Source organism: Acinetobacter pittii, assembly GCF_034067285.1.
In the GTDB taxonomy this organism is placed as follows: Bacteria; Pseudomonadota; Gammaproteobacteria; order Pseudomonadales; family Moraxellaceae; genus Acinetobacter; species Acinetobacter pittii_E.
Genome location: NZ_CP139286.1, coordinates 3,235,413 through 3,260,459, shown reverse-complemented (window position 1 = coordinate 3,260,459; position 25,047 = coordinate 3,235,413). Strand labels below are relative to the sequence as shown.

Annotated in this window: 23 protein-coding genes; 10 read left to right on the top strand and 13 right to left on the bottom strand. The window is 39.7% G+C overall.

From position 1 onward, the window contains the following. Positions 1–59 precede the first annotated feature (59 nt). The 3 genes from katG to nudH form a co-directional block, all read right to left on the bottom strand. Positions 60–2,216, bottom strand: a complete 2,157-nt coding sequence (gene katG / locus SOI81_RS15380; protein WP_239968248.1) for a catalase/peroxidase HPI — start codon at positions 2,214–2,216, stop codon at positions 60–62. Positions 2,217–2,745: 529 nt separating this feature from the next. Beyond that, on the bottom strand, positions 2,746–5,040 hold the full coding sequence (ptsP, locus tag SOI81_RS15375) for a phosphoenolpyruvate--protein phosphotransferase (RefSeq protein WP_016142308.1): 2,295 nt from the start codon (positions 5,038–5,040) through the stop codon (positions 2,746–2,748). 85 nt (positions 5,041–5,125) lie between these two features. Beyond that, entirely contained in the window at positions 5,126–5,611 is a 486-nt protein-coding gene (nudH, locus tag SOI81_RS15370; RefSeq protein ID WP_000567255.1) for an RNA pyrophosphohydrolase, read from the bottom strand. Between the two features lie 182 nt (positions 5,612–5,793). On the opposite strand from nudH, the gene SOI81_RS15365 reads away from it, so the two are divergent. Together SOI81_RS15365 and SOI81_RS15360 are read left to right on the top strand one after the other, a co-directional pair. Then, positions 5,794–6,453: an HAD family hydrolase gene (locus SOI81_RS15365; protein ID WP_320540965.1), complete on the top strand. Its 660-nt coding sequence runs from the start codon at positions 5,794–5,796 to the stop codon at positions 6,451–6,453. An 81-nt stretch (positions 6,454–6,534) separates the two neighbouring features. Beyond that, entirely contained in the window at positions 6,535–6,771 is a 237-nt protein-coding gene (locus tag SOI81_RS15360) for a hypothetical protein (RefSeq protein ID WP_320541589.1), read from the top strand. Positions 6,772–6,798: 27 nt separating this feature from the next. On the opposite strand, the gene SOI81_RS15355 is transcribed toward SOI81_RS15360, so the two are convergent. Continuing rightward, on the bottom strand, positions 6,799–7,659 hold the full coding sequence (locus SOI81_RS15355) for a LysR family transcriptional regulator (RefSeq protein WP_016142306.1): 861 nt from the start codon (positions 7,657–7,659) through the stop codon (positions 6,799–6,801). Positions 7,660–7,774: 115 nt separating this feature from the next. Beyond that, positions 7,775–8,029 carry a DUF2061 domain-containing protein gene (locus SOI81_RS15350; protein ID WP_025470388.1) on the bottom strand — a complete coding sequence of 85 codons (255 nt, stop codon included), beginning with the start codon at positions 8,027–8,029 and terminating at the stop codon, positions 7,775–7,777. 237 nt (positions 8,030–8,266) lie between these two features. Here SOI81_RS15350 and leuC point away from each other — a divergent pair, with 237 nt between their 5' ends. From leuC to leuB, 4 genes are all read left to right on the top strand, one after another. After that, positions 8,267–9,685 carry a 3-isopropylmalate dehydratase large subunit gene (leuC, locus tag SOI81_RS15345; protein WP_061874286.1) on the top strand — a complete coding sequence of 473 codons (1,419 nt, stop codon included), beginning with the start codon at positions 8,267–8,269 and terminating at the stop codon, positions 9,683–9,685. Between the two features lie 18 nt (positions 9,686–9,703). Further along, on the top strand, positions 9,704–10,351 hold the full coding sequence (gene leuD / locus SOI81_RS15340) for a 3-isopropylmalate dehydratase small subunit (protein WP_320540964.1): 648 nt from the start codon (positions 9,704–9,706) through the stop codon (positions 10,349–10,351). Positions 10,352–10,463: 112 nt separating this feature from the next. Then, complete coding sequence (locus SOI81_RS15335) at positions 10,464–11,048, top strand: hypothetical protein (protein WP_016142302.1); 585 nt, start codon at positions 10,464–10,466, stop codon at positions 11,046–11,048. 38 nt (positions 11,049–11,086) lie between these two features. Next, on the top strand, positions 11,087–12,166 hold the full coding sequence (gene leuB, locus SOI81_RS15330) for a 3-isopropylmalate dehydrogenase (RefSeq protein WP_239974899.1): 1,080 nt from the start codon (positions 11,087–11,089) through the stop codon (positions 12,164–12,166). Positions 12,167–12,218: 52 nt separating this feature from the next. Here the strand turns inward: leuB and SOI81_RS15325 are convergent, their stop codons facing one another. Continuing rightward, positions 12,219–12,626 (bottom strand): hypothetical protein, encoded by a 408-nt coding sequence (locus SOI81_RS15325; protein ID WP_320540963.1) that lies wholly within the window; start codon positions 12,624–12,626, stop codon positions 12,219–12,221. 213 nt (positions 12,627–12,839) lie between these two features. On the opposite strand from SOI81_RS15325, the gene SOI81_RS15320 reads away from it, so the two are divergent. Then, positions 12,840–13,172 (top strand): lysozyme inhibitor LprI family protein, encoded by a 333-nt coding sequence (locus SOI81_RS15320; RefSeq protein WP_320540962.1) that lies wholly within the window; start codon positions 12,840–12,842, stop codon positions 13,170–13,172. A 51-nt stretch (positions 13,173–13,223) separates the two neighbouring features. Here the strand turns inward: SOI81_RS15320 and infA are convergent, their stop codons facing one another. Continuing rightward, positions 13,224–13,445, bottom strand: a complete 222-nt coding sequence (gene infA, locus SOI81_RS15315) for a translation initiation factor IF-1 (RefSeq protein ID WP_001284370.1) — start codon at positions 13,443–13,445, stop codon at positions 13,224–13,226. A gap of 263 nt (positions 13,446–13,708) precedes the next feature. On the opposite strand from infA, the gene SOI81_RS15310 reads away from it, so the two are divergent. Next, entirely contained in the window at positions 13,709–14,719 is a 1,011-nt protein-coding gene (locus SOI81_RS15310) for an AraC family transcriptional regulator (protein WP_016142299.1), read from the top strand. Positions 14,720–14,745: 26 nt separating this feature from the next. On the opposite strand, the gene truA is transcribed toward SOI81_RS15310, so the two are convergent. From truA to asd, 5 genes are all read right to left on the bottom strand, one after another. Beyond that, a complete protein-coding gene (gene truA, locus SOI81_RS15305) occupies positions 14,746–15,543 on the bottom strand; it encodes a tRNA pseudouridine(38-40) synthase TruA (RefSeq protein WP_016142298.1) in 798 nt (265 codons plus the stop codon). A 14-nt stretch (positions 15,544–15,557) separates the two neighbouring features. Continuing rightward, positions 15,558–16,529, bottom strand: coding sequence for an asparaginase (ansA, locus tag SOI81_RS15300; RefSeq protein ID WP_239974897.1), 972 nt, complete (start codon positions 16,527–16,529; stop codon positions 15,558–15,560). 58 nt (positions 16,530–16,587) lie between these two features. Next, positions 16,588–17,853, bottom strand: coding sequence for a hypothetical protein (locus tag SOI81_RS15295; protein ID WP_320540961.1), 1,266 nt, complete (start codon positions 17,851–17,853; stop codon positions 16,588–16,590). Positions 17,854–17,912: 59 nt separating this feature from the next. Then, on the bottom strand, positions 17,913–19,271 hold the full coding sequence (locus SOI81_RS15290; protein ID WP_239974893.1) for a FimV family protein: 1,359 nt from the start codon (positions 19,269–19,271) through the stop codon (positions 17,913–17,915). Between the two features lie 148 nt (positions 19,272–19,419). Next, entirely contained in the window at positions 19,420–20,538 is a 1,119-nt protein-coding gene (asd, locus tag SOI81_RS15285; RefSeq protein ID WP_016142294.1) for an aspartate-semialdehyde dehydrogenase, read from the bottom strand. 187 nt (positions 20,539–20,725) lie between these two features. Between asd and SOI81_RS15280 the strand changes: the two genes are divergently transcribed. Continuing rightward, positions 20,726–21,835, top strand: coding sequence for an endonuclease/exonuclease/phosphatase family protein (locus SOI81_RS15280; RefSeq protein ID WP_239974891.1), 1,110 nt, complete (start codon positions 20,726–20,728; stop codon positions 21,833–21,835). 698 nt (positions 21,836–22,533) lie between these two features. Then, positions 22,534–23,820: a glutamate/aspartate:proton symporter GltP gene (gene gltP, locus SOI81_RS15275; protein ID WP_016142292.1), complete on the top strand. Its 1,287-nt coding sequence runs from the start codon at positions 22,534–22,536 to the stop codon at positions 23,818–23,820. Between the two features lie 55 nt (positions 23,821–23,875). On the opposite strand, the gene lpsB is transcribed toward gltP, so the two are convergent. Further along, positions 23,876–24,976, bottom strand: coding sequence for a glycosyltransferase family 4 protein (lpsB, locus tag SOI81_RS15270; protein ID WP_320540960.1), 1,101 nt, complete (start codon positions 24,974–24,976; stop codon positions 23,876–23,878). Positions 24,977–25,047 lie beyond the last annotated feature (71 nt).

Below are 25,047 nucleotides of genomic sequence, written 5' to 3'. Positions count from 1 at the left end.
ATATTTGATATGAAAAAAGCCAGTTCAATTTGAACTGGCTTTTTATTATTTTGACAAAATTATGCTAAGTCAAAACGGTCAAGATTCATAACTTTAGTCCATGCAGCAACAAAGTCTTGAACAAATTTTTCTTTACCATCTGCTTGAGCATAAACTTCGGCCAATGCACGTAAGATTGAGTTTGAACCGAAGACTAAATCATTACGTGTTGCAGTAAATTTGACTGCGCCTGTTTTACGGTCTTTGCCTTCAAATACTTCGCTTGTTGAATCAACAGGTGCCCATACAGTGGACATGTCGAGTAAGTTTGTAAAGAAGTCTGTGCTGAGTACACCAACTTGCTGAGTGAATACACCGTGTTGTGAACCATCCCAGTTAGTGCCCAGTACACGTAAACCACCAATCAATGCTGTTAACTCTGGTGCAGTCAAAGTCAATTTTTGTGCTTTATCAATTAATAATGCCTCAGTTGATGCGCTGACGCCGTCTTTTTTCCAGTTTCTAAAACCATCGGCAAGGCCGAGAAGTAATTGGAAAGATTCGACATCAGTTTGACTTTGTAATGCATCAACACGACCTGCGGCAAATGGAACGCTAATATTGAAACCTGCCGCTTGAGCAGCTTGCTCTACGCCAACGTTACCTGCAAGCACAATTAAGTCAGCTAATGACAGTTGAGTTGAGGCTTTGAGTTCTTCAATTTTAGTTAAAGTCTCAACAGCTTTTTTGTTTACTTCCCATTCACGTTGTGGCGATAAAGCAATACGTGCGCCGTTTGCACCGCCACGCTTGTCTCCACCACGGAAAGTTGACGCTGAAGCCCAGCCAAGAGAAACCAACTCACCAGCAGATAGCCCTAGTGCAACGATTTTTGCTTTTGCATCATCAATGCTAGCAGAAGACGGAATCGTGTTAGCAGCCGGTAATGGGTCTTGCCAAATTAAATCTTCAGCCGGAACTTCAGGACCTAAATAACGTGCTTTTGGTCCCATATCACGGTGAGTTAATTTGTACCACGCACGGGCAAAAGCATTGGCAAAGGCTTGTGGATCGTTAAGGAAACGACGAGAGATCTTTTCAAACTCAGGATCAAAACGTAAGGTCAAATCTGTAGTAAGCATTGTTGGCTTACGTTTAACTGATGGGTCGAATGGATCTGGGATGATTGCCTCAGCATCTGCTGCTACCCATTGAATTGCACCAGCAGGGGAGCGTTCTTGTACCCACTCGTATTTGAATAGGTTTTCAAAGAAGTAGTTGCTCCATTGGGTTGGCGTTTGTGACCAAATGACTTCTAAGCCTGAAGTGATCGCATCTTTACCAACACCAGTACCAAAACTGTTTGACCAACCAAAGCCCATTTGTTCAATTGACGCTCCCTCAGGATCAGCCTGAACATGGTCAGCAGAGCCAGCACCGTGGGTTTTACCTAAGGTATGACCGCCTGCGATCAAGGCAACAATTTCTTCATCATCCATTGCCATATTGCCGAAAGTCGCGCGAATAAATGGCGCAGCTGATTTTGGATCACCGCTGGCTTGTGGACCTTCAGGGTTTACATAGATTAGACCCATTTCAGTTGCAGCGAGATTACTGCCTTCTAAAGCTTCTGAGTTACGATGAGCTAACCATTCTTTCTCATCACCCCAGTTTACGTCGTTGTCTGGTTCCCAAACATCTTCACGGCCTGCGCCAAAACCGAAGGTGCGGAAGCCCGAAGACTCAAGTGCGATGTTTCCAGCAAGAATAAATAAATCTGCCCACGATATTTTTTGACCGTATTTTTGTTTAACTGGCCATAATAAGCGGCGTGCTTTATCTAGGCTTGCATTGTCAGGCCAACTATTTAAAGGTGCAAACCGTTGTTGACCACGACCAGCACCACCACGGCCATCACCCATACGATAGGTGCCGGCAGCGTGCCATGCTAAACGGATAAATAAGCCTGTATAATTTCCCCAATCGGCTGGCCACCAATCTTGAGAATCGGTTAACACATTTTTGATATCAGCTTTGAGTGCATAATAGTCGAGTTTTTTAAACTCTTTACGGTAATCAAAATCTTTACTGAGTGGATTAGAGCGTTCTGAATGTTGATTCAGTAAATCAACGCGTAGTTGTTTTGGCCACCAGTGTAAACTAGGCGTGCCACCACCGACCGTTACCTCTGGTTTTGATTTATGGCCTGAAAAAGGACATTTTGATTCGTCTGACATGGTTATATTCTCTCTGGGTAATAATTATTGAGCTCTTAGTAAAAATGTTAGGGCTCATTTTCCTGGACTTCTGGTTTAAAAACTCATGTTTATCAAATAAAGAAATGAGTGAACAAATGGTGAGAGAAATTGTTTGAAAAGTCTTTTCACTAAGATGTCAGCCCATTATTTTTTATTTAATAATGCATCAGATTCCTTTAATTGTTATTCCTCCAATTTACTGCATGAAGGTTAAAAAACAAGAGGAAGAATAAGATGAAACCTGTGAATAACGATGCATAGAATTACCTCTTCGATTGTTGGAACAACGTAAGATCTTTTAATAACGCTCTTTAAATATACTAGGAGTCGGAGTCTTATTTTTCAAATGGATTAAACTGTCAATATTGATTTGAAAAACCGATTATATGTTTGTTTAAAAGGTTTGAACGGGATAAATATTGAAAAAGAAATTTTTTATATTTAGTTGTAGTAGAAGCTATCTTAAACAAAATAAAGGAGAGCATTGCTCCCCTTTATCGTTTATATATTAAACATTTACGATTCGATTCGATTTGACCATATCAGCTAGGCCATGCGTTTTAAAGTAGTACTCAAGCCAGCTTTTTACAATGAGTGGATTATTCATTTTCATGACATCATCCAGTAACTTTTGTGCATCTGTCATCGGAACATGACAAATTGCTTTTCGTACTCGCAAAATGTTACTCGAACTCATTGAAAGGGTATTAAAGCCCATCGCCATGAGCAAAATTGCCGATAATGGATCACCCGCCATCTCACCACAAATACTGATAGGTTTTTTATATTCATGGCATTCTTTAACTAAGCGAGTTAGCGCACGTAGAATGGATGGATGGAAGTGTGAGTAAACGTTGGCCACATGTGGATTATTACGGTCAACCGCAAGTAAATACTGTGTTAAGTCATTTGAACCGACCGAGAAGAAATCGACGAGTTCAGCAAACTCATCAATTTGTAGCAGTACGCTTGGAACCTCAACCATAATGCCAATTTTCGGCTTGGTAATTTTAACTTGCTCTTCTTCTTGCACCGCAATCCAGTCACGTTCAAGCAAATAAAGTACTTCTTCGACTTCACTCACTGTAGTGACCATTGGTAATAAAATATGCAGATTATTTAAACCAATGCTGGCTTTGAGCATGGCGCGAATTTGTGAAGAAAAAATCTCAGGATGATCAAGAGTGAAACGAATACCACGCCAGCCTAATGCCGAGTTTTCTTCTTCAATACTGAAATACGGCAAGTCTTTATCTGCACCGATATCTAGAGTTCGCATCACCACTGGTTTGTTGGCAAAGTGACTCAACTGTTGACGATAGATTGCACGTTGTTCTTCTTCACCCGGGAAACGTTCCCGTAACATGAAGGGAATTTCACTTCGGTATAGACCTACACCTTGAGCACCGCGTTGTACACCACGTACTACGTCAATCATGAGGCCCGTATTTACATAAAGCTGAACAGACACACCATCTGGAGTAATCGCTTCTTTGGTCTCATATTGTTTGAGATCTTTTGCAATCTGTTCATCTTCTTTTTGAATTTCTTTATAACGTTGGCGTAAACGACGTGGAGGATTAACGAAAACACGGCCCTGATAGGCATCCACGATCATTTCCGCATCATCAAGTGTATTAACAGGCAGTTCGGTTACACCAACTACGGTTGGAATACCTAAGGCACGAGCCACAATCACCATATGTGAGTTGGCTGCACCTTCTGATGTCACAATCGCTGCGATATTATCTACCGGTAGTTCTACGAGCGCAGCAGTACTAATTTCTTCGCCAATTAAAATACTATCTGGGCTGAGTTCACGGTGGCTAGAGTCTTCTTCTTGTAAACACGCTAAAATACGCCGACCTAAATCTTTAAGGTCAGAAACTCGTTCACGAAGATAATCATCTTCCATTTGTGCAAATAGGGCAGTGTGCTTTTCAATGACACGACGTACTGCACCTTGTGCCCAATGTCCATCACGGATGAGTTCTTTAATTTCTGCTGGTAAAGCATTTTCATCTAGCATTCTTAAGAAAACACTAAATAAAGCGCGCTCTTCAGCCATTAAAGAATCATGCATTTTTTCATCCAAAGAGCGAATCTCTGAACGAACTGATGAAATGGCTTGATCTAAAATTCGAAGTTCATCACTAATATCTTCTGCTTCACGATCGGGTACAGAACCCAAATCAGCAGGTGGATATAAAATAATAGCGCGACCTAAAGCAACACCGCCTGCACCTGAAGCACCTTGGAAGGTTTTATAAGCAGGGCCATTACTTGGTTTGCGAAATACATCAATATTTCCAACTGCATGAGCATGAGCAATTACGCCAGAAAGCTGAGCACAGAGCGTAACTAAAAAGGACTCGGCTGCTTCGCTAAAATCTTGAGGAAGTTTGTTTTGGACAACCAAAACACCCATAACCTTTCGGCGATACATGACAGGTACGCCAAGGAATGAGTTATAAATTTCTTCGCCTGTTTCAGGTAAATACAAGAAACGCTCATGTTTTGGTGCATTGTCAAGGTTAACAATTTCTTCACGCTGCCCGACCAGACCGACCAAGCCTTCACCAAGTTGCAAAGATACGTGGCCTACAGATTCTGGATTTAAGCCTTTAGAGGCCATCAATACATAGCGCTGGTTGCGTTCATCGAGTAAATAAATAGAGCAAACATCCACTTTCATGGCTTCAGCAACCTGATTGACCATGATGTCTAACGATTCATGCAAACTGACGGACGCATTAACCTCTTGGACAATGCGCCGTAGAGTGTCGAGTTGCATGTTTGACATGGATGTATACTCCAGTATTTTTTTAGACTATGAATGTATTTATAACAGCACTTTTAATAAAAATCATTTGCTAGATAAATGATTTTTAGGGTAATTGTTGCATCGGCAACTGTGTACACAACTCCACCATGGCTTTACGATAAACATCACGCTTGAAGTTCACCACTTGGCCAAGAGGATACCAATAGCTGACCCACTGCCATTCATCGAATTCGGGCGGGTCGGAGAGGTTTAACTGAATATTTTTTGCAGGCGCAGTTAACTTCAGTAAAAACCATTTTTGTTTCTGTCCGATACATACGGGGTCAGAGTCTGACCGAATGTACCGATGTGGCAAACGATAACGCAGCCATCCTTTGGTTTGCGCAATAATCTGGACATGTTCGGGCAATAAGCCGATTTCTTCTCTCAGTTCTCGAAAAAGTGCCTGTTCAGGGGTTTCTCCAAACTGGATGCCTCCTTGTGGAAATTGCCAAGCATTGTGACCAATGCGCTTTGCCCATAAAACCTGTCCATCATCGTTTGCCAAAATGATCCCGACATTCGGTCGGAAACCTTCTGAATCGATCATTTGGCTACCTAAATATTGTCTATATCGTTGACTTTAATCGCGGGGACAAACACTTTTTTATGTCCAGCTCGAAAAGATCAAAGTAAAATGTTTAAATTGCTACGATCTTAACGAATTTCTATCGACTAGCGGAGATAGATTTACATTTTTTTTCTTAAATTTCAGTTTAAACGAGAATTTTCATGAAACTGGCGTTGTTTGATTTAGACCATACCTTGTTAAATACCGATTCAGACCATTCTTGGGGTGAATTTTTAGTCAATGAAGGTTTGGTTGATCCGGTTCATCATCGTCAGATGAATGATAAATTTTATGAAGATTACAAAGCAGGGCAACTTGACCCATATGCTTATAATGAATTCGTTTTTGGCTTTTTAACCCAGCATGACAATAATTACTTAACAGAACTCCACCAATTGTTCATGCAAAAAGTGATTCGCCCGCAAATGCGTCCAAAAGGTTTTGCTGCAATCAAAAAACATCAGGATTTAGGGCATACGATTGTCGGAATTACTGCAACAAGTGATTTTATTACTGCACCAATTTTCCGTGAATTTGGGATTACTGAAATTTTAGCGACCAATGCTGAAGTGGCTGACGGAAAATATACTGGGAAAGTTGCTGGTTTAGCGTGTTATCAAAAAGGCAAGCTTGCACGTCTAGATGCGTGGTTGGAAGGTCGTAGCGTGTCTGAGTCTTGGGCTTATTCCGATTCAATCAATGACCGTTTTTTACTTGAATATGCAACGCATGCAATTGCTGTAAATCCTGATGATCGCCTTGAAAAACTGGCTCAAGAAAATAAATGGGAAATTCAGGACTGGTCAATTTCACAGGCATGATATTCCTCAAGATTTGAATCGCTTTTGCAGCATTGAGAGCAAGGGCGATTGAAATCGGTCATGATGATGAGTGAGGATATGATGGATAATCAGAATGAGACCGAAGAAAAGAAAACCCGTAGAGGTAACTTTTTTGAACAAATAGGTGAAGAACTGATTAATGGTTTCCTCACAGTTCTTGGTGAAGTTTTTATTTACATTGTTTTTCTATTATTTTCAGGTACTTTGATTGGCATCATTGTTGCCGCAATTTTCTTTGGTTGGGGCATACTATTTTTGCTGCTGCCTTTTGCTTTTTTGATTTATATCCTTTTTTAAAAATATATTCGTTAATTCAATTATTCCTTATTCCTGCATCATTTTAATCAGTTCCTGCATGGCTCTAGATTGAGTACGTGCAGGATGCCACACCATGCCTAATTGACGATTCATCTCAACATTTAAATCAAGCTGCTGCATATCTTGATTCAGCAAAGTTTTTGGTAAAACTGACCAACCTAAACCAATCGACACCAACATGCGAATAGACTCAAGAGGGTTATTGCTCATGGTGATTTTTGGTTTGAGCCCTTGTTTTTCAAACTCAGCTAAAGTGATTTGAGCAGTGTAAGTTTGTGCAGCTGGTAATAAGCTTGGATATTCAATTAAATCTTGTAAGGTGAGATTCTTTTTTTGAGCCAGTGGATGAAATGGAGCGGCAACAAAGACTAAAGGATCATTCCAGATTGTAATGTAGTTAAGACGCTCATCACCTGAAGGTGGAAGCGTTAAAAATGCTAGCTCTAAATCACCAGCAAGTACTTGTTCATGCGCTTGCTCTGAATCAACAAAATGTACATCTAAGGTGACTTGAGGAAATTGCTGAACAAAGTGTTTAAGTGGTGCAGGTAAATGATGCAAACCAATATGATGACTCGTACCGACTTTTAAGCGGCCTTGCACCTGAGTTTGTTCATGGCTAAGCGTATGGTGAATATCACCCAGCTCATTGAGCCAGTTTTTAACTTTAGGTAATAATGAGTGTGCAGCATGGGTTGCTTGAACACCTCGGCCTGCGGACTCAAAGAGTTTTACGCCAAAATATTCTTCTAAGCTATGAATCCGTTTGGTAACAGCAGGTTGAGTAATAAATAACTGATCTGCTGCCACAGAGATAGACCCTGTTTCCATAACTTTTACAAAAGCTTCAAAGGCTGCAAGATTCATAATACAACTCAACTTGGAATAGAAAAATCGAGAGGCTAAAGTTGCCAAGCCAAAATCGTATCATGCTTGCAGCGAATCGAGTGAGAAAGTTGTGAATTACCGCACTAATCTTAGTCTAAGCCGCTGTTTCTTTTTCAGCTAAGGCTGATACGTGGCGATCTTTAGCTGCCCATACTTTTTCATGGAAGAAAAAGGCAAAAGCTTGTACGGTTGGTTCAAGCATACTTAATGTTAAAGCCATCCAGATATTACCTGTTACAAAGTATGCGACTAGCATCGCTACACTAATATGCATAATGTAATAGCTTAAGGTTTTCTTTAAGGTACGTTGATTATTTATAACGAATTTTTGAATATTAGCCATGATCATTCTCTTTAGCCACTTTAGATATTTTTAGTATAGAGAGTAGAGTATAAGATTAAAAATTGATTATGCAAATGATAATCATTAACAAAAGCGATTTATTAAATATGATGTATCTCAAAAGGATTATGATTAATTCCAAAAAGTTTTCTAATTTATAAAAATGATAAATTAGATTTATGTGAAACTCTGGCTATAATCGAAGAAAGATTAGAATTACCCAGTCCAATGGAGCAAGACGACATGGCAGGCAAAACTTTATATGACAAATTGTGGGATGACCACGTTGTTTCACAGCGTGATGATGGCTCATGTTTACTTTATATTGACCGTCATTTATTGCATGAAGTGACTAGTCCACAAGCATTTGAAGGTTTGCAACTTGCGGGTCGTCAACCATGGCGTTTAAGTGCAAACGTTGCGACACCGGACCACAACGTTCCAACATCTAAAAAAGAACGTGACCAAGGTATTGCCGGTATTGAAGATGATACATCTCGTATTCAAGTTCAAACCTTAGATGACAACTGTAAAGCTTTCAATATCGTTGAATTTAGCATCAATGATATTCGTCAAGGTATTGTGCATGTGGTTGGACCCGAACAGGGCTTAACCTTGCCGGGCATGACAGTTGTATGTGGTGATTCACATACAGCAACTCACGGTGCTTTCGGTTGCTTGGCGCATGGTATTGGAACATCTGAAGTTGAACATGTGTTAGCAACACAATGTTTGATCCAGAAAAAATCTAAAAATATGTTAGTACGTGTAGATGGCGTATTGGGCAAGGGTGTAACGCCAAAAGATGTGGTGTTAGCAATCATTGCTAAAATTGGTACTGCTGGTGGTACAGGCTATGCAATCGAGTTCGGTGGTCAAGTGTTCCGTGATATGTCGATTGAAGGACGTATGACGGTATGTAACATGGCAATTGAAGCCGGTGCCCGTGTTGGTATGGTTGCAGTTGATGACAAAACTATTGAATATGTGAAAGGCCGTAGCTACGCACCAAAAGGCGAGCAATGGGAACAAGCCGTTGCTTACTGGAACACATTGCATTCAGATGACGATGCTGTGTTTGATGCCGTAGTTGAGTTAAATGGCGCGGAAATCGAACCACAAGTATCTTGGGGAACTTCACCTGAGATGGTTATTCCGGTCACTGAAGCTGTACCAACTTTAGAACAAGCGAAAGATGATGTTCAGCGTAATGACTGGACACGTGCTTATCAATATATGGGTTTAAATGCAGGACAGGCATTAGGTGATATTCAACTTGATCGTGTCTTTATCGGTTCTTGTACCAACTCTCGTATTGAAGATATCCGTGCTGCAGCTGAGGTAGTTAAGGGCCGTAAGGTAGCTTCTACCATTAAGCAAGCTATGATTGTTCCGGGGTCTGGTTTAGTTAAACAACAGGCAGAAAAAGAAGGCTTAGATAAAATCTTCTTGGAAGCTGGCTTTGAATGGCGTGAACCAGGTTGTTCAATGTGTTTAGCAATGAATGCAGATAAGTTACAACCGGGCGAACACTGTGCATCGACCTCTAATCGTAACTTTGAAGGCCGTCAAGGCAATGGCGGTCGCACTCACTTAGTGAGCCCGGCAATGGCGGCAGCGGCTGCAATCGCTGGTCACTTCGTTGATGTTCGTTCATTTTAATTCGGTCTGGAGCAAACCATGAAAGCTTATACAGTTGAACAAGGTATCGTTGCACCATTAGATCGTGCCAATGTTGATACAGATTTAATTATTCCAAAACAGTTTTTGAAATCAATCAAACGTACAGGTTTTGGCGACAACTTATTTGACGAGCTTCGTTATTTAGACGAAGGTTATCCGGGACAAGACAATTCAATACGTCCAAAAAATCCGGATTTCGTTTTAAATCAGCCTCGCTATCAAGGCGCAACCGTTTTAATTGCTCGTACTAACTTTGGTTGTGGTTCAAGCCGTGAGCACGCGCCTTGGGCATTAAACGAATATGGTTTCCGTACTGTTATTGCGCCAAGCTTTGCTGATATTTTCTTTAATAACTGTTTCAAAAATGGCATGTTACCTGTCATTTTGTCAGAAGAAATTGTTGATCAGTTATTTAAAGAATGCGCTGCCAATGATGGATATCAATTAACAATTGATTTAGCAGCTCAAGAAGTACGTACGCCAACAGGTGGAGCTTTTAAATTTGAAGTTGATCCATTTCGTAAGCATTGCCTGTTAAATGGTTTGGATGATATTGGTTTAACTCTTCAAAATGCGGATGCAATTCGCGCCTATGAAGAAAAAACTAAACAAGTTCGTCCTTGGGTATTCCAAGAGTTAAATTAACCTTTTGGTACATTTTAAACATAGCCATGGCGTAGCGTTCAAACTCTTGCTAACATGCTAAAGCATAAAAACACCTTAGAATTATGCACTAGATGAGGATTGGGCTTGAACAATGAAGAGGAACGTTACTCATAGCTTTTTGTTGAGCCTGTGCGCAATAACACTCAGTGCTTGTCAAAGCACTTACAATGTAGTGGATACTGTCCGTATTAAGCAGGCTGAACAAGAAAATTTGGGGCAGAATGCAGCAATATATTGTTCGGGCGCGAAGAGTTGTGAATTTGAACGACTAAATGATATTACTGTAGTAGATGCGCAAACACGAAGAATTAGTAATCAGGCAATTCATCAAGGAATTGTGAGATTACAAGGTTCAGTGCTTAGCGAAACTAACAGCTTATATTTATCTGTGCCTGCTAAACAATATGAAGTGGTGATCCGTTTCTATCCGATTTCTCCAGATCGGGCTGAAACAATTCATGTTATTCACCAATTTAATGCCAACCATCGCTATACATTTAAAATGTACCGAGACAAAACTAACCGTTCGGGTAGTTTGCTGAATGTTTCTGTACCAGATCCATTATGTGTTGACTTAGAACAAGATGAGCATGTAGTTCGCCGTTTTTGTCGACCATTTGATGTTACAACGGGACTAGGTGAATTCCTCGAACAGAAAAAACTAACACCGCGGTAGTTGTAACGCTGCTTGTCTTTGGAAAATGGAAAAAGTTCATGTCTAAACAGATTTTAATTTTAGCTGGTGATGGTATTGGTCCTGAAATTGTTGGGGCGGCAGAAAAAGTATTAAATACAGTAAATGAAAAATTTAATTTATCGTTAACTTGGGAACATGGCTTACTAGGCGGCGCGGCAATTGATGCACATGGCGAACCCTATCCAGCTGTAACGAGTGAACAGGCAAAAAAAGCAGATGCAATTTTATTGGGTGCGGTAGGCGGACCAAAATGGGACACCATTGAGCGCTCTATTCGTCCTGAACGTGGTCTGTTAAAAATTCGTAGTGAACTTAACTTGTTTGCTAACTTGCGCCCAGCGATTTTATATCCACAATTAGCAGATGCTTCTAGCTTAAAACCTGAAATTGTTGCGGGCTTGGATATTTTAATTGTTCGTGAATTGACTGGCGGGATCTATTTCGGTCAGCCACGTGGTATTCGTGAACTCGAAAACGGTGAGAAACAAGGCTATAACACTGACGTTTATTCTGAAAGTGAAATTAAACGCATTGCAAAAGTGGCTTTTGAACTTGCAGGATTACGTGGTGGTAAGGTTTGTTCGGTAGATAAAGCCAACGTTTTAGAAGTAACAGAGCTTTGGAAGCAAACAGTTACTGACTTACACCAAGCGAATTATTCAAACATTCAGCTTTCACATATGTATGTTGATAATGCTGCAATGCAACTTGTGCGTGCGCCTAAACAGTTTGACGTAATCGTAACGGGTAACTTATTTGGCGATATTTTATCTGATGAAGCAGCAATGCTTACAGGTTCAATCGGTATGTTGCCATCTGCATCATTGGATGAAAATGGCAAAGGTATGTATGAGCCTTGCCATGGTTCTGCACCTGATATCGCGGGTCAGAATGTGGCGAACCCATTGGCAACAATTCTTTCAGTTGCAATGATGCTTCGCTATACATTCCGTGAAGAAGCTGCTGCAAAAGCAATTGAAGATGCAGTAGGTCAAGTACTTGATCAAGGCTTACGTACAGCGGATATTATGTCTGAAGGCATGACAAAAGTTGGTACAGCTGAGATGGGTGAGGCAGTTGTCGCTGCTCTTGCTTAAAAGCTTTTTATAAAAAACGCAGCTCAACGCTGCGTTTTTTTGTGCCTATGTTTTAGCAGGCTTTACCTTCATATTGAATAGACTCGGCAATATCATTCTTAAGCTGAAAAATAACTTTGCAGTTGAAATTCAAATCATAAGAATTGCCACTCAAATTACCTGATTGTATGGGAACAGAACCGCCTCTCATATCGACATTACTCACCATAGGGATTGGGATGCTTAACGGACGTAAAATCGTATAGATGAGCTGGTTGGATGTTTTTTGTGGAGTGCTAGCGACTTGAAAACCAAGACTACGTAAATTGATATCTTGTTGAATGCTAGCCGATGATTTGCCTAGAAAGCCCTTTAAATATTCCTGTAAATCTACAGATTGGTGTAGGTGGCTAGCACAACCGTTAAGATAAATCATTATGAAAGTCAGTAAGCCAATTTGGCATCGGGTATATATGTTCATTTTTCTCACTATATAAAATTATATTTATTATTAAAGAACAATAGGTTGTATTTACAAACTTGTAAAGTAAAAAAGGAGGATTATGATAAATGGAAGGTAAATTTGTCTTTCGATTTATCATTACATTCGTACCACTTTAAAAATAATTTCATAGAAAACTTAAGGAAGAAAAAGATAAGAAAAATAGTTTTTGCTTTTTTATGCAGCTTTGGAATGACTTCGGTCTATGCAGATAATTGTGATAGTGCCCGCAATACTTACGATGATATCTACTGTACAAATAAAATTTATGCGAGCGCTGATGCAGATTTGAATAAGAATTATCAAGCATTGCGCGTAAAGTTAAACACCGCGCAGAAAAATATTCTTAAGAAGTCTCAACTTGCATGGATACGTCAACGTGATGCCGAGTGTACAGATTCAAATAGGAATAGCGTAGACGTGCAATGTCGTTTACAGACAAAGCAGGAAAGAAACCATTGGCTGCAAGAAAGATTGCGTGAATGCCAAACGGTAGGATGTAAAACCAGTCGCTTAAATGAATAAATGACGCAATAAAAAAGCCACATCATAAAGTGGCTTTTTTGCATTCACTAATTAGCGAGCACGGTACGTAATACGACCTTTAGTTAAGTCATATGGAGTCATTTCGACTTTTACACTGTCGCCAGTAAGAATACGAATATAGTGTTTACGCATTTTACCAGAAATGTGTGCAATAACTTCGTGACCGTTTTCAAGACGTACACGGAACATCGTATTAGGAAGCGTTTCGGTGACAACGCCTTCGAACTCAATGAGTTCCTCTTTATTGGCCATAGCCTACCTGATGATCAAATTGGAAAGGCGCAAATTATAGTCAATTTTTTTAAAAAAAACAAGATAGACACACTTCTGCTAAAGCATCTGGTTAAACTATGACTAATCAAAAAAGATGTAATTTTTTTCACAAAAGCTGAGTAATTCTGTTGTCAGTTTGGTCAATCAACGCTAATCTAAAATCATAGTTATTAGGGACTGTTAATTGCATAAAGGTCAACAGCCCTAAATATCAATGAAGTATCTACATGGAAGGGCACTGCGTGGGTCAGCTAACAGATGCATCAGTTGTATTACGCTTTGGCTATCAAGCGATTCGTCGTGCGGGATTGCCAACAGAAGAAATATTAACCAAAGCGGGAGTTGCTTTAAATCAGGTCGATACCAATGCACGTACACCGTTAAGTGCACAGTATGCCTTTTGGACTGCCGCTCAGGAAGTCAGTAAAGATCCAGACATCGGTCTGCATTTAGGTGAGCATTTGCCTTTGTATCGAGGGCAGGTGATTGAACATCTATTTATTAGTAGTGAAACCTTTGGTGAAGGCTTAAAACGAGCTTTAGCTTATCAACGACTCATTAGTGATGCATTTGATGCAAAACTGGTAGTTGAAGAAGGACGTTGTTATTTAACCAATGGCGAACAGATTGGCGCTGACAATCTAGTCAACCGTCATTTTTCCGAATGTGCAATTTCAGGCATACTTAGATTCTTTAAATTCATTACCGAAGGACAATTTCATCCTATCTTCATCGATTTTAATTTTAGTGAAGGTGCTTCTGAGGATGAATATTTCCGTGTATTCGGCTGCCCAGTTAGCTTAGGTCAGAAAGAGACACGTTTATATTTTGACCCTGCTATTTTAGATTTCCAGCTTTGGCAAGCAGAGCCTGAGTTGTTGCAATTGCATGAGCAGCTCGCAATTGAAAAATTGCAGGAACTGGCCCGTTATGATTTGGTGGGTGAAGTTCGCCGTGCGATCGGTTCAACACTGGAAAGCGGAGAAACTACGTTGGAAACGGTGGCTGCTCAGTTGAATATTACTCCGCGTCGCTTACGTACTCAGCTCAGTGAAGCAAATACCAGTTTTCAACAAATACTTTCTGACTATCGTTGCCGTTTGGCTAAAAAGCTTTTGGCAAATACCAACGAGAGTGTTGAGCGTATTGTGTATTTAACTGGTTTCTCTGAACCAAGTACGTTCTATCGTGCTTTTAAACGTTGGACAAATGAGACACCAGTTGAGTACCGTAAGCGTAAACAACACCGGTAGAAACAACATACAGCATTGGGCTAAGCTTACTCAGGTAAGTTTAGCCAATGTGGCCCAAGCGGTGGCTGCGGTAAATCAAACTGCTCAGGATAATTACACTGAATAAAATAAAGACCATCGGGTGGGGCAGTTACACCAGCTGCTTTACGATCCTGTGCCGCAAACATCGCATCGATATGATCAATTTCATACATACCTTGACCAATTTCGAGTAAGCAACCGACAATATTGCGTACCATATGATGTAAAAAACCATCTGCTTGAATATCTAGAACCAAATAGCGTCCATGTTCAAATAAACGGCAATGCGTTACATGTCGTACAGGCTGGTTTGACTGACATGCTGCTGCGCGAAAAGTTTCAAAGTTATGCGTTCCTTCAAACTTACTGGCAGCTTCAATCATCTTTTTCACATCTAGCTTTTGGTAAATGTGAGTAACTTGTTTGTGTAATAGTGCTGGGCGATGGGGCGCGTTATAGATGATATAGCGGTAACGTCGTGCAGTCGCTTTAAAACGCGCATGAAAACTTTCATCCATCAGTTTAATCCACTGAATGGAAATATCTTTAGGCAATTGGCTGTTTGCCCCTCTTAACCATCCTGTTTCTGGACGAATAGCGTTCGTATCAAAGTGTGCCACCATATTTGTTGCATGTACTCCAGCGTCAGTACGACCCGCACCGTGAAGTGCAATAGGCTCATCTGCAATTTTGCTAAGTACACGCTCAATCGTTTCCTGAACGCTGGCAACGCCTGGCTGTTGTGTTTGCCAACCTCGGTATTGAACTCCGCTAAATTCAATACCGACCGCATAACGTTGCATGGCTTTACCTCTGTTTAATGCAAATTTTCGTTCCAATGACTTAGCCATTGTTCTGGAGTTGGGTATTTTAAATAGATTTGAAGTGCTTTTGCATAGAGATCTGCATGACTATTAGCATCACTAATGACGATTTTTGCAGTTTTCGCCCATGCACTAATCGCATAACGTTGATCAATACCACCAAAAGTTACTTGGGTTGCCAAAATTGGAACACAACCATGAGCATACAGTTCATCTAATGTTGCGAGTAATTCTTGGTTTACCGCAATATTACCCGTACCAAAACCTTGTAACACTAAAAAGTGCGGAGGGGCTGGAAGTAAGTGACGTAATTGCTGAACTAAGTACTCTGTTGCAATCGGTTGCATCATCCAGTTTAAAATCTGGAATGAAGCTGCTCGTTCAATTTGGGTGTCTTGTACGATCAATTCATTTTGCTGGGGCGCAAACTCAACTTCACTACTTAAGCCTGAAAAAGCATCGAGTTCAGTCGTATGCGTTTTTAATGCAGTTTGTGCGTGGAATACTTGATGGTGGAATGCGAGATAAGCACCCACAGGTAGAGAAATCACTTGTTCTAATGCAAGGTATAAGTTCTCAATTGCATCAGTAAATTCACGAGTATTGTCACCTTGAATATTAAGTAACGGGTATTGGCTACCAGTAATTACAATATGACAGCTTTGGCCTAAAAAGCGGGCTAGGGTTGCAGCTGCATAACTGAGCGTGTCTGTACCATGAATAACAACGAAATGTTGATAACCTTCAAGTTGTAGTTGTTGTATGCGTTGAATTAGACGTAACCAATCAGGTGCTGTACATGCACTGCTATCAACAATATTGGGCGCAGCGAAGCAGTCAACTGTTAAGTGTGGGGGAATTACTTTTTCAAGTTGAGGTAGGAATTGGTCATAAGGCATAGGAGCTAAAGGTTCACCAATGCAACCAAAAGTACCACCCATATAAAATAAGGCTATTTTTTTCATATTTTTGCAGGCATAAAAAAGCAGTCATCTCTGACTGCTTATGGTAAATCGAACAGTTCTAAGAAGCTATGCGATTAAGTAGGTTTTTCGCGCGTTGTTGTTGTTCTGTGTTGAATTTTTGCTCATTACTTGCCAATAACGCTTGAGCTGCTGGATAAGCACCTAACTTGATGTATTGCTCTGCAAGTTTTAGATCAAGTTCATTTTCATCTAACTGTTTTAATTCTGGAAAAGCTTCTAAAAGAGGGTCTTGAGTTTGAGCTGGAGTAGTCTCTTCACCTAATAAATTTATATGATTTTGAGTGTCAATCTCTGATGTTGTGATTAAGGTAGGTTCATCTAAAGAAAACTCAAGAGGTGCTATTGAAATTGGTTCTAATGGAGCTTGTTCTACCAATTTAAGCTCATCTAACGATGAGGTCTGCTCATGAGTTTTTAGCTCCGAATTTGCAGGATTTAATTCAAGATTAAAATCCAAAACATTCGTATTGTTCTCTTGGTGTGCTGGTATTTCTACTACTTGAGCTTTTTCCTCAGGTTCATGCAGTGGTGCTAAATCAAAAGAAAAATCTAAGTCAGCCAAATCATTTGTTTGTTGAGATGATGGTAACTCCGATTCTTGGGTCGGTTGGCTGCCACTTTCTGTAGTCGTGGTTTGTTCGAATGAAAAGTTAAACTCTAAAGGTTCAACTTCAACAGCAGGTTCTTGCTTTACAGGGGTATAGTCTTGCTGCAAGTCATCAAAAGAAGCTTCAGAAGAACTTGCTGTTAACTGGTCAAACTGAGCTGTTGTGTCAGCTTTATTTTTTGGCTCTTGGGATATTTGAGCTTGAGGAAAATCGATGGCATCAGGTTGTCTTGAGGACTCATACTCTTTTTGTTTGGCTTCTGCTTGAATGGCTATTTCATTGAGTGACAAACTGCGAATATGGCCAATCAGTTGAGTTATTGCAAACTCATCTTTTTGTGCAATATGAATCTCAAGCAGCAATAAATAAAGTTCATGTTGTGTATTATCTTTTTTTAGCGCCTGATTGACTTGAGCTTCAGCTGCTGAGAATTGTCTTTCTTGAATAAGTAGCTGAATTTTTTGACGTACAGCATCCGGAACAGGGCTGCTTTGTGGAGTAGAGGGAATGAGTTCTTCAACCACATTGACTTTACTTTTTTCACGCGAGTTTTTACTTGTTTTAGAGTTCGCTTTTTTATTGGTTTTTCTACTTACCGTTTTAGGGGAGTTAGCCTCTTGCTTCTGGCTATTTTCGCGTTTTTTTAAAATGACAGCGACCACGAGCAATATGATGAACGGAATCACATATAACATTACTTTCCCCTTAAAAAATAAATATTTGCAATATAAAGCGAGCTAACTCTAATTTTAACTTAATGTTTTTGCTTATGAGTCTGTTGCTGTGCTTGTAACTGCTGTTGTAACTCTGCCAAACGTGCATTCAAAATTTGAATACGTTGGTCTTTTAAACGTAAAGTTTGATTTAGTTTGGTTACATTCCTTTGTAATGTAACGGTTTTTTCTCGTGTTGTCATAACTTTTACTGCTAACTCAGTATTGTTTTGACCCTGTTGTGTGCTCTTCTTAGCAGTTCCATGTGTAGAATTTTGGCTGTTTTCAGCCACAATACTCATTTCAGCTTGCTGTAAACGATATTTTGCCTTGCTAGAAGTTGATTTTGCAGTGTGTGCTATGTCTGTTTTTGGCTTGTTTTGCTGAGGTTTAGCAGGAGAGTGTGCTAGATTAAGCGCAATTCCTTGACGTAAACGATTTACATCACCCTGAATAAAAGCATGTCTGTTTTGAGCTTGAATATCATGCATGACTTTCGCAACAGGTTGTTTAGTTTTTGCTGCGATACGATTAGCAATGCTCCATAAAGACTCGTTGCGCTGTACTACATATTTACCTGATGTTGCTGGGCCTTTGTAGGGACTTAGAGTCTGTTTCTTGGCAGGGTTTTGGTTAAGCGTCTTTTGAGGCGTAGATTTCTTTTGCGCTGTTAGTTTGTTGACTGGAGTTTTTGGTGAATTGTTTGTGGCTGTTTTGGCGCTGGTTGGTTTAATCTGATTTACTGATGCTACCTGATCAGAAGTAGTATTTGCTGTAACTTGTTGAGCAACCTGACTAGAAGAGTTTTCGCTGGATGTATTGGATGAGTTGGTATTTATAGCTGGAGCAGTTCCAGAGCTAATGTTAAGGCTATGTTCACCATTCGAATCAGTTGTCGCTGGAGCCGAAGTTGTTGATGTATAACGGGTACTTTCTGGCAGATTTAGAGCAATATCTTTTTCATTAACAATAAACTGAGGTGATAAAGTACTTTCGTTATTTTCATTCTTTTTTATAGAAGAAGGTTTAATTACGGTTTTAATATGCTGTAAACGGGTGGCAGAGCCTTCGCTAATTTTTACTACAATATTCAGTTCAGGATCAATCACAGGGCGAGATGAGGTAATAACAATAACTCCTGAGCCTTGGCCATTTTGGCGTGTATAAAAATTAAGATTTCCGGGCGGCTGATGAGTCACTCCTAACGCGCTTAAATCTTCAGGAGTTGCCAAACTGACTTGTAAAGTAGCGTTGGGATCAGCTTGTTGGAAATTCATTTCGGCATATAACAAATCGCCAGGTGCGGACTGTATTTGTATAGGGTCTAATGTAATCGCATAAATAGAAGGCGAAGACATAATGGTGAAAATGGCAATTTTTAATTTGTTATAAACAGTCATCTCAATCCATGACCTAATAAGTCGTAAAGTCGTTCAAAATTATACAATAATGAAATGTAAATAAATTGTAAAATTTTCACAAACCAGTTACGAAAAAGCCGATCTAATGTGATCGGCTTTTTATTTTGACTGAATAATTCAAATCAAATTATGAGCTTTTATATTCAACTAAGATACGTAACATACGACGTAAAGGCTCAGCAGCACCCCAGAGTAACTGATCACCCACTGTAAATGCACCTAGATATTCTTTACCCATGTTGAGTTTACGTAGACGACCTACAGGCACAGTTAAAGTACCAGTTACAGCAACAGGTGTAAGGTCGGTCATAGACGCTTCACGAGTGTTTGGTACAACTTTCGCCCATTGGTTTGAAGTACGAATCATGTCTTCAATTTCATCAAGTGGTACATCTTTTTTCAACTTGATTGTAAGTGCTTGAGAGTGACAACGCATTGCACCAATACGAACACAGTGACCGTCAATAGGAACAATTTGTGAGTTACCCAAGATCTTGTTGGTTTCAACTTGACCTTTCCACTCTTCTTTTGATTGACCGTTTTCAAGTTGTTTATCAATGTAAGGAATCAATGAACCCGCTAATGGCACACCAAAGTTAGCAGATGGGAAACCTTCACCACGTTGTAACTCAGCAACTTGACGATCAATATCCAAAATTGCAGATTTAGGATCATCTAACAATGTTTTGGTATTGTTATATAAGTAGCCCATACCAGTAATTAGCTCACGCATGTTTTGTGCGCCAGCGCCTGATGCTGCTTGATAAGTCATAGCAGTCATCCACTCCACCAAATTATTTTGGAAAAGTGAACCTACACCCATCAACATAAGTGATACTGTACAGTTGCCACCTACGAAAGTTTTGGTGCCGTTAACCAAGCCGTCTTTAATCACGTTAAGGTTTACTGGGTCAAGAACGATGATTGCATCATCTGACATACGTAAAGTAGAGGCTGCATCAATCCAGTAGCCATCCCAACCAGTTGCTTTTAACTGTGGGAAAACTTCAGACGTATAGTCACCACCTTGACAGGTAATAATGACATCCATTTGCTTCAGACTATTAATGTCTGTAGCTTCCATAAGTGCTGGGGCAGTCTTACCACCAAATGAAGGAGCTTCACCACCTGCATTACTGGTAGAGAAATAGAATGGCTCAATATGAGCAAAATCATTCTCTTCAACCATACGTTGCATAAGGACGGAACCGACCATCCCGCGCCAACCGACCAGACCTACTTTCATGTCATTTTGCCTCGGTGCGTTAAAATTGTTAGGGGGAGTTGAGTGTATCAAAAGTGTCCACAACTGCAAGCGTTACAGAAACAAAACACCATCTTTATTGAGTAGAATATCTTGTTTATGTTACATACAAAATTGATAAAGATGACAAAAACTTTAAAAAACAAATCATCTTAAAAGAGAAAATTCAATGATTTATATCGAAGTTCTAGCTGGTCTGGTGATTTGGTTGAGTTTCTGGTCACTTATTCCTCGTGATGAGTGGTGGTTTCGTGGTGCCGATTTTCCTCGTTTGCAGATTCTATTTGTTGGTTTGTTAGCCTTTATTGGAATGCTGTTTTGGCCTACCGAATGGAACCTCTGGCGTGAAATAGTTCTGGCTTTGCTTATTGCCGCCCTTGCTTACCAACTTAAAATGGTTTTGCCCTATACCTTGTTTTGGAAAAAACAGGTTAAACAGGTGAGGCCGTCTCAATTAGATCCGCAAAAGCAGATTTCATTAATCGTATCAAATGTTCTTACTCCTAATGATAAATATCATTTACTTCTTGAGCATATCCAGACATTAAAACCTGATTTATTACTTACACTGGAAAGTGATAAGACATGGGAGAATGCTTTAAAAGAGATTGAAGGCGACTATCCTTATCGTGTTCCTGTGCCTTTAGATAACCTCTACGGCATGCATTTGTATAGTCGTTTACCTTTATCAAATACCGAAGTTAAATTTATTCTCAGTGATGAAATTCCCTCTATTCATACCACTGTGTCTTTACGATCCGGTATGCCGGTTCAACTCTATTGTTTACATCCGAAACCACCTAGTCCGACTGAGGCGAAAGATTCGACTTTACGTGATGCAGAACTTTTAATTGTAGGTGACCAAATTAAAGATCTTGATGAAAGTTGTATAGTGATGGGGGATTTAAACGATGTAGCATGGTCGCGTACTACGCGTCTATTTCAGCGAATTAGTGGATTACTTGATCCGCGAGTTGGCCGACATTTCATTAATACTTTTCATGCAGACTATCCGTTACTGCGTTGGTCTTTAGACCATATTTTCCATAGTACTGATTTTGGTTTGGTTAAAATGCAGCGTTTGCCTCATATCGGATCTGATCATTTCCCTGTCTATGTGGTTTTGCAGACTGGACGAATATTTGAACTTATTCAAGAAGAGCTTGAGCAAACTCAAAATGATGAAGAGGAGGCGCAAAGTGCCATCCAAGAAGGGATTGCCAAAGCAGAAGCAGAAGAGAAAATAGTGACTGATAAAATTGCACAGCCTTATAAATAAAAAGAATATAAAAATCGATGTAAGCAATATCGTACAAAGATTTGAGTCTAGGGCGAATAGGCAGATAGTTATAAAAACCTTATTCTATATTCATCGGCACATGGAAACGGGAATGGATAGTCCCACGTAAGGATACACGAAGCTGATATGGAATAGCATCACGGATCAGATGTTGGAACGGACACGATAAAAATAATTATTAACCTGAAAGCACAACCTCATTTACCCGAGTTTTGCAGGACGCAGAACTCGGGTTGATATTTTTATATACCTTATTTAATTCTGTGTAAATAAAATAAAAAATTTTGAGCTCATCTTAATTTTTAAAGCTATCTCATACTAGGTAAATACTCACATTTTTTGATAAAAATTTGTGCAATTTTTAATGAAAAAAGATACAAAATTTTTTTTTATTAAGCTTCTGTTTTTATAGATTATTGATGAATAAATATAGGCTTTGATCTATTTAAGGATAAATTGGGGTTGTTTAATTAATAAATCTCAATAGAATGTGCCGATCGTTGACATGTTGGATCGTCAACAGGCATTGTTGTTTATCTCGCCGGATCGGCGAGTTGTGATTTGTTTGTGCATTTAAATTTCTGTTTGGAAATTACTGTACATATTGAGGTTTCACTCTTAGTTAGTGGTCTTCTCCCTCTCATATTTGATACTTTGCGGTGCATAAGGATTGTCTTATGAAGAATTTTAAATTTAGCCTTGCATGGCAAATTTTAATTGCTTTAATCCTAGGGATAGTTGTCGGGGCTGTTTTACATAACCAGCCTGAAATCAAAGACAGTATTGTGAATAATGTTCTTAACCCATTGGGTAAGATCTTTATTAGCCTGATTAAAATGATTGTTATTCCAATCGTTTTCTCTACCTTAATTTTAGGTATTGCAGGTGTTGGCAGTACGAAAAGTTTAGGGCGACTTGGTTTTAAAACCATTCTCTATTTTGAAATTATTACGACTATTGCTATTTTGGTTGGCTTGGTTGCAGCAAATATCTTCCATCCGGGCTCAGGCATTGATATGTCTCAGTTGGTACAGTCGGATATTTCTCAGTACAAGCATACAACTGAAGAAGTTCAGTCTCAGTCACATGGTCTTATTCAAACAATATTATCGCTTATCCCAACGAACATTATTAGTTCGATGGCACATGGCGAAATGTTACCTGTGATTTTCTTTGCTGTGCTATTTGGTATCGGTTTATCTTCTTTACCAGCAACGACAAAAGACCCATTATTGAACGTGTTTCATGCAGTTTCAGAAACGATGTTCCGCGTAACGCATATCATTATGAAGTATGCGCCTGTGGGGGTGTTTGGTTTAATCGCTGTAACTGTTGCAAACTTCGGTTTTGCTTCACTTATCCCTTTAGGCAAATTAGTCGTGTTGGTATACGGTGCGATTTTATTCTTTGCTTTAGTGGTGCTTGGTTTAACTGCAAAAATGTTCGGTATCAATATCTTTATCTTGTTTAAGATTTTGAAAGATGAATTGATTTTAGCTTATTCAACTGCAAGCTCGGAAACAGTTTTACCGCGTATTATGCAAAAAATGGAAGCTTACGGTGCGCCAAAAGCGATTTCCAGTTTTGTGATTCCAACAGGTTATTCATTTAACCTTGATGGTTCTACGCTGTACCAAAGTATCGCAGCAATCTTTATTGCACAGCTTTACGGTATTGAAATGTCAATCAGCCAACAAGTTATTTTGGTTGTAACATTAATGATTACTTCTAAAGGTATTGCTGGTGTTCCTGGCGTATCATTTGTTGTGTTATTAGCGACATTAGGTAGTGTGGGTATTCCTGTTGAAGGCTTAGCATTTATTGCTGGTGTTGACCGTATTATGGATATGGCTCGTACTGCGCTGAACGTTGTCGGTAACGCGCTTGCTGTACTTGTAATCAGTAAATGGGAAAAGCAATACGACTCTGAAAAAGCTGCTGCTTATGAAGCATCTCTTAAATAAGAGAGAAGTTTTTTAGTCGAAAAAAACCCGCGAAGATCGCGGGTTTTTTATTGGGTTATTTTAAAACGCGTTGGTAGAGTTCTAGTGTTTGGTCACACATGTCTTTTAAGCTAAACATCGTGACAGGAGCAACGACTTGCGGTTGTTCAATATGTTTTTTTACAGTCTCTATTAAAGCTTTTTCATTTTCTGCTTCAACAAGACCTTGCGGATAGACGTTCGATAAAATCTCGGCAACACCTCCACGGTTCCAGCCAATCACTGGCGTACCGACTGAAAGCGCTTCTAATGCTGTTCTACCGAATGTTTCTGCCTGATTGGATAGAGAGAGCACAATATCGCTAAAAGCCAGCCATTCGCGAATATCAGAGCGATGGCCTACAAAGGTGATTTTATCAGTAAGTCCTTTGCTTTGAATGGTGCTTTGCAGTTCGTTTAAGTAAGCTTGCTTTTTGGCATCAGCCCCACCGACAACAACTGCATGTAGCTGAGGATATTGCGTCTGAAGTTGCTGCATCAGTTCAATTAAACTTTCATGTCCTTTTAAACGCGTAATACGACCAGGTAAGCAAAGTAAAAACTTATTTTCAAGCTCAGGGAAATCATTAAAAACTTGATTGAACCATTGTGCTGAAGGTTGGTAATTATGCGGAAAAGCGGTAGGGTCAATGCCTCGATAAATCCGCACAATATCTTGTGGTGGGCAGTTTTTATAATGGTCAGTGATGTACTTAACCACACTGTCAGAAACAGCAATGACTTTTTCAGCTTGAGTCATAATCGCACTATAACGATTAACTGAATAAAAGCCATGTACCGTGCTAATGAGGTGAGGGCGTTTGTTTGCTGGTATTTTTCTCAAAGCGAAGTGAGTAAGCCAAGCTGGTACACGAGAGCGTACATGTACAATATCGGGTTGATGCTGTTCAATCAGCTGACGTAATGGACGGATTTGCCATAAGCTCGACAATGATTTTTTATGGATAGGCAGTGTTAAATGAATAGAACCTTCAGCTTCGAGCTGGGACACTAGACGTCCGCCATTTGAAACAACCAAAGATTGATGGCCTTGTGCAACCAGTGCACGTGCAATTTCTAGTGTGCCGCGTTCTACGCCACCGCTATTAAGTTCAGGGAGAAGTTGCATCACTTTCATTGTTTTTTGCCTTATACGTACATAAAAGATGGATCATCCACAGATACATCATCTCAAACTAAATCATTATC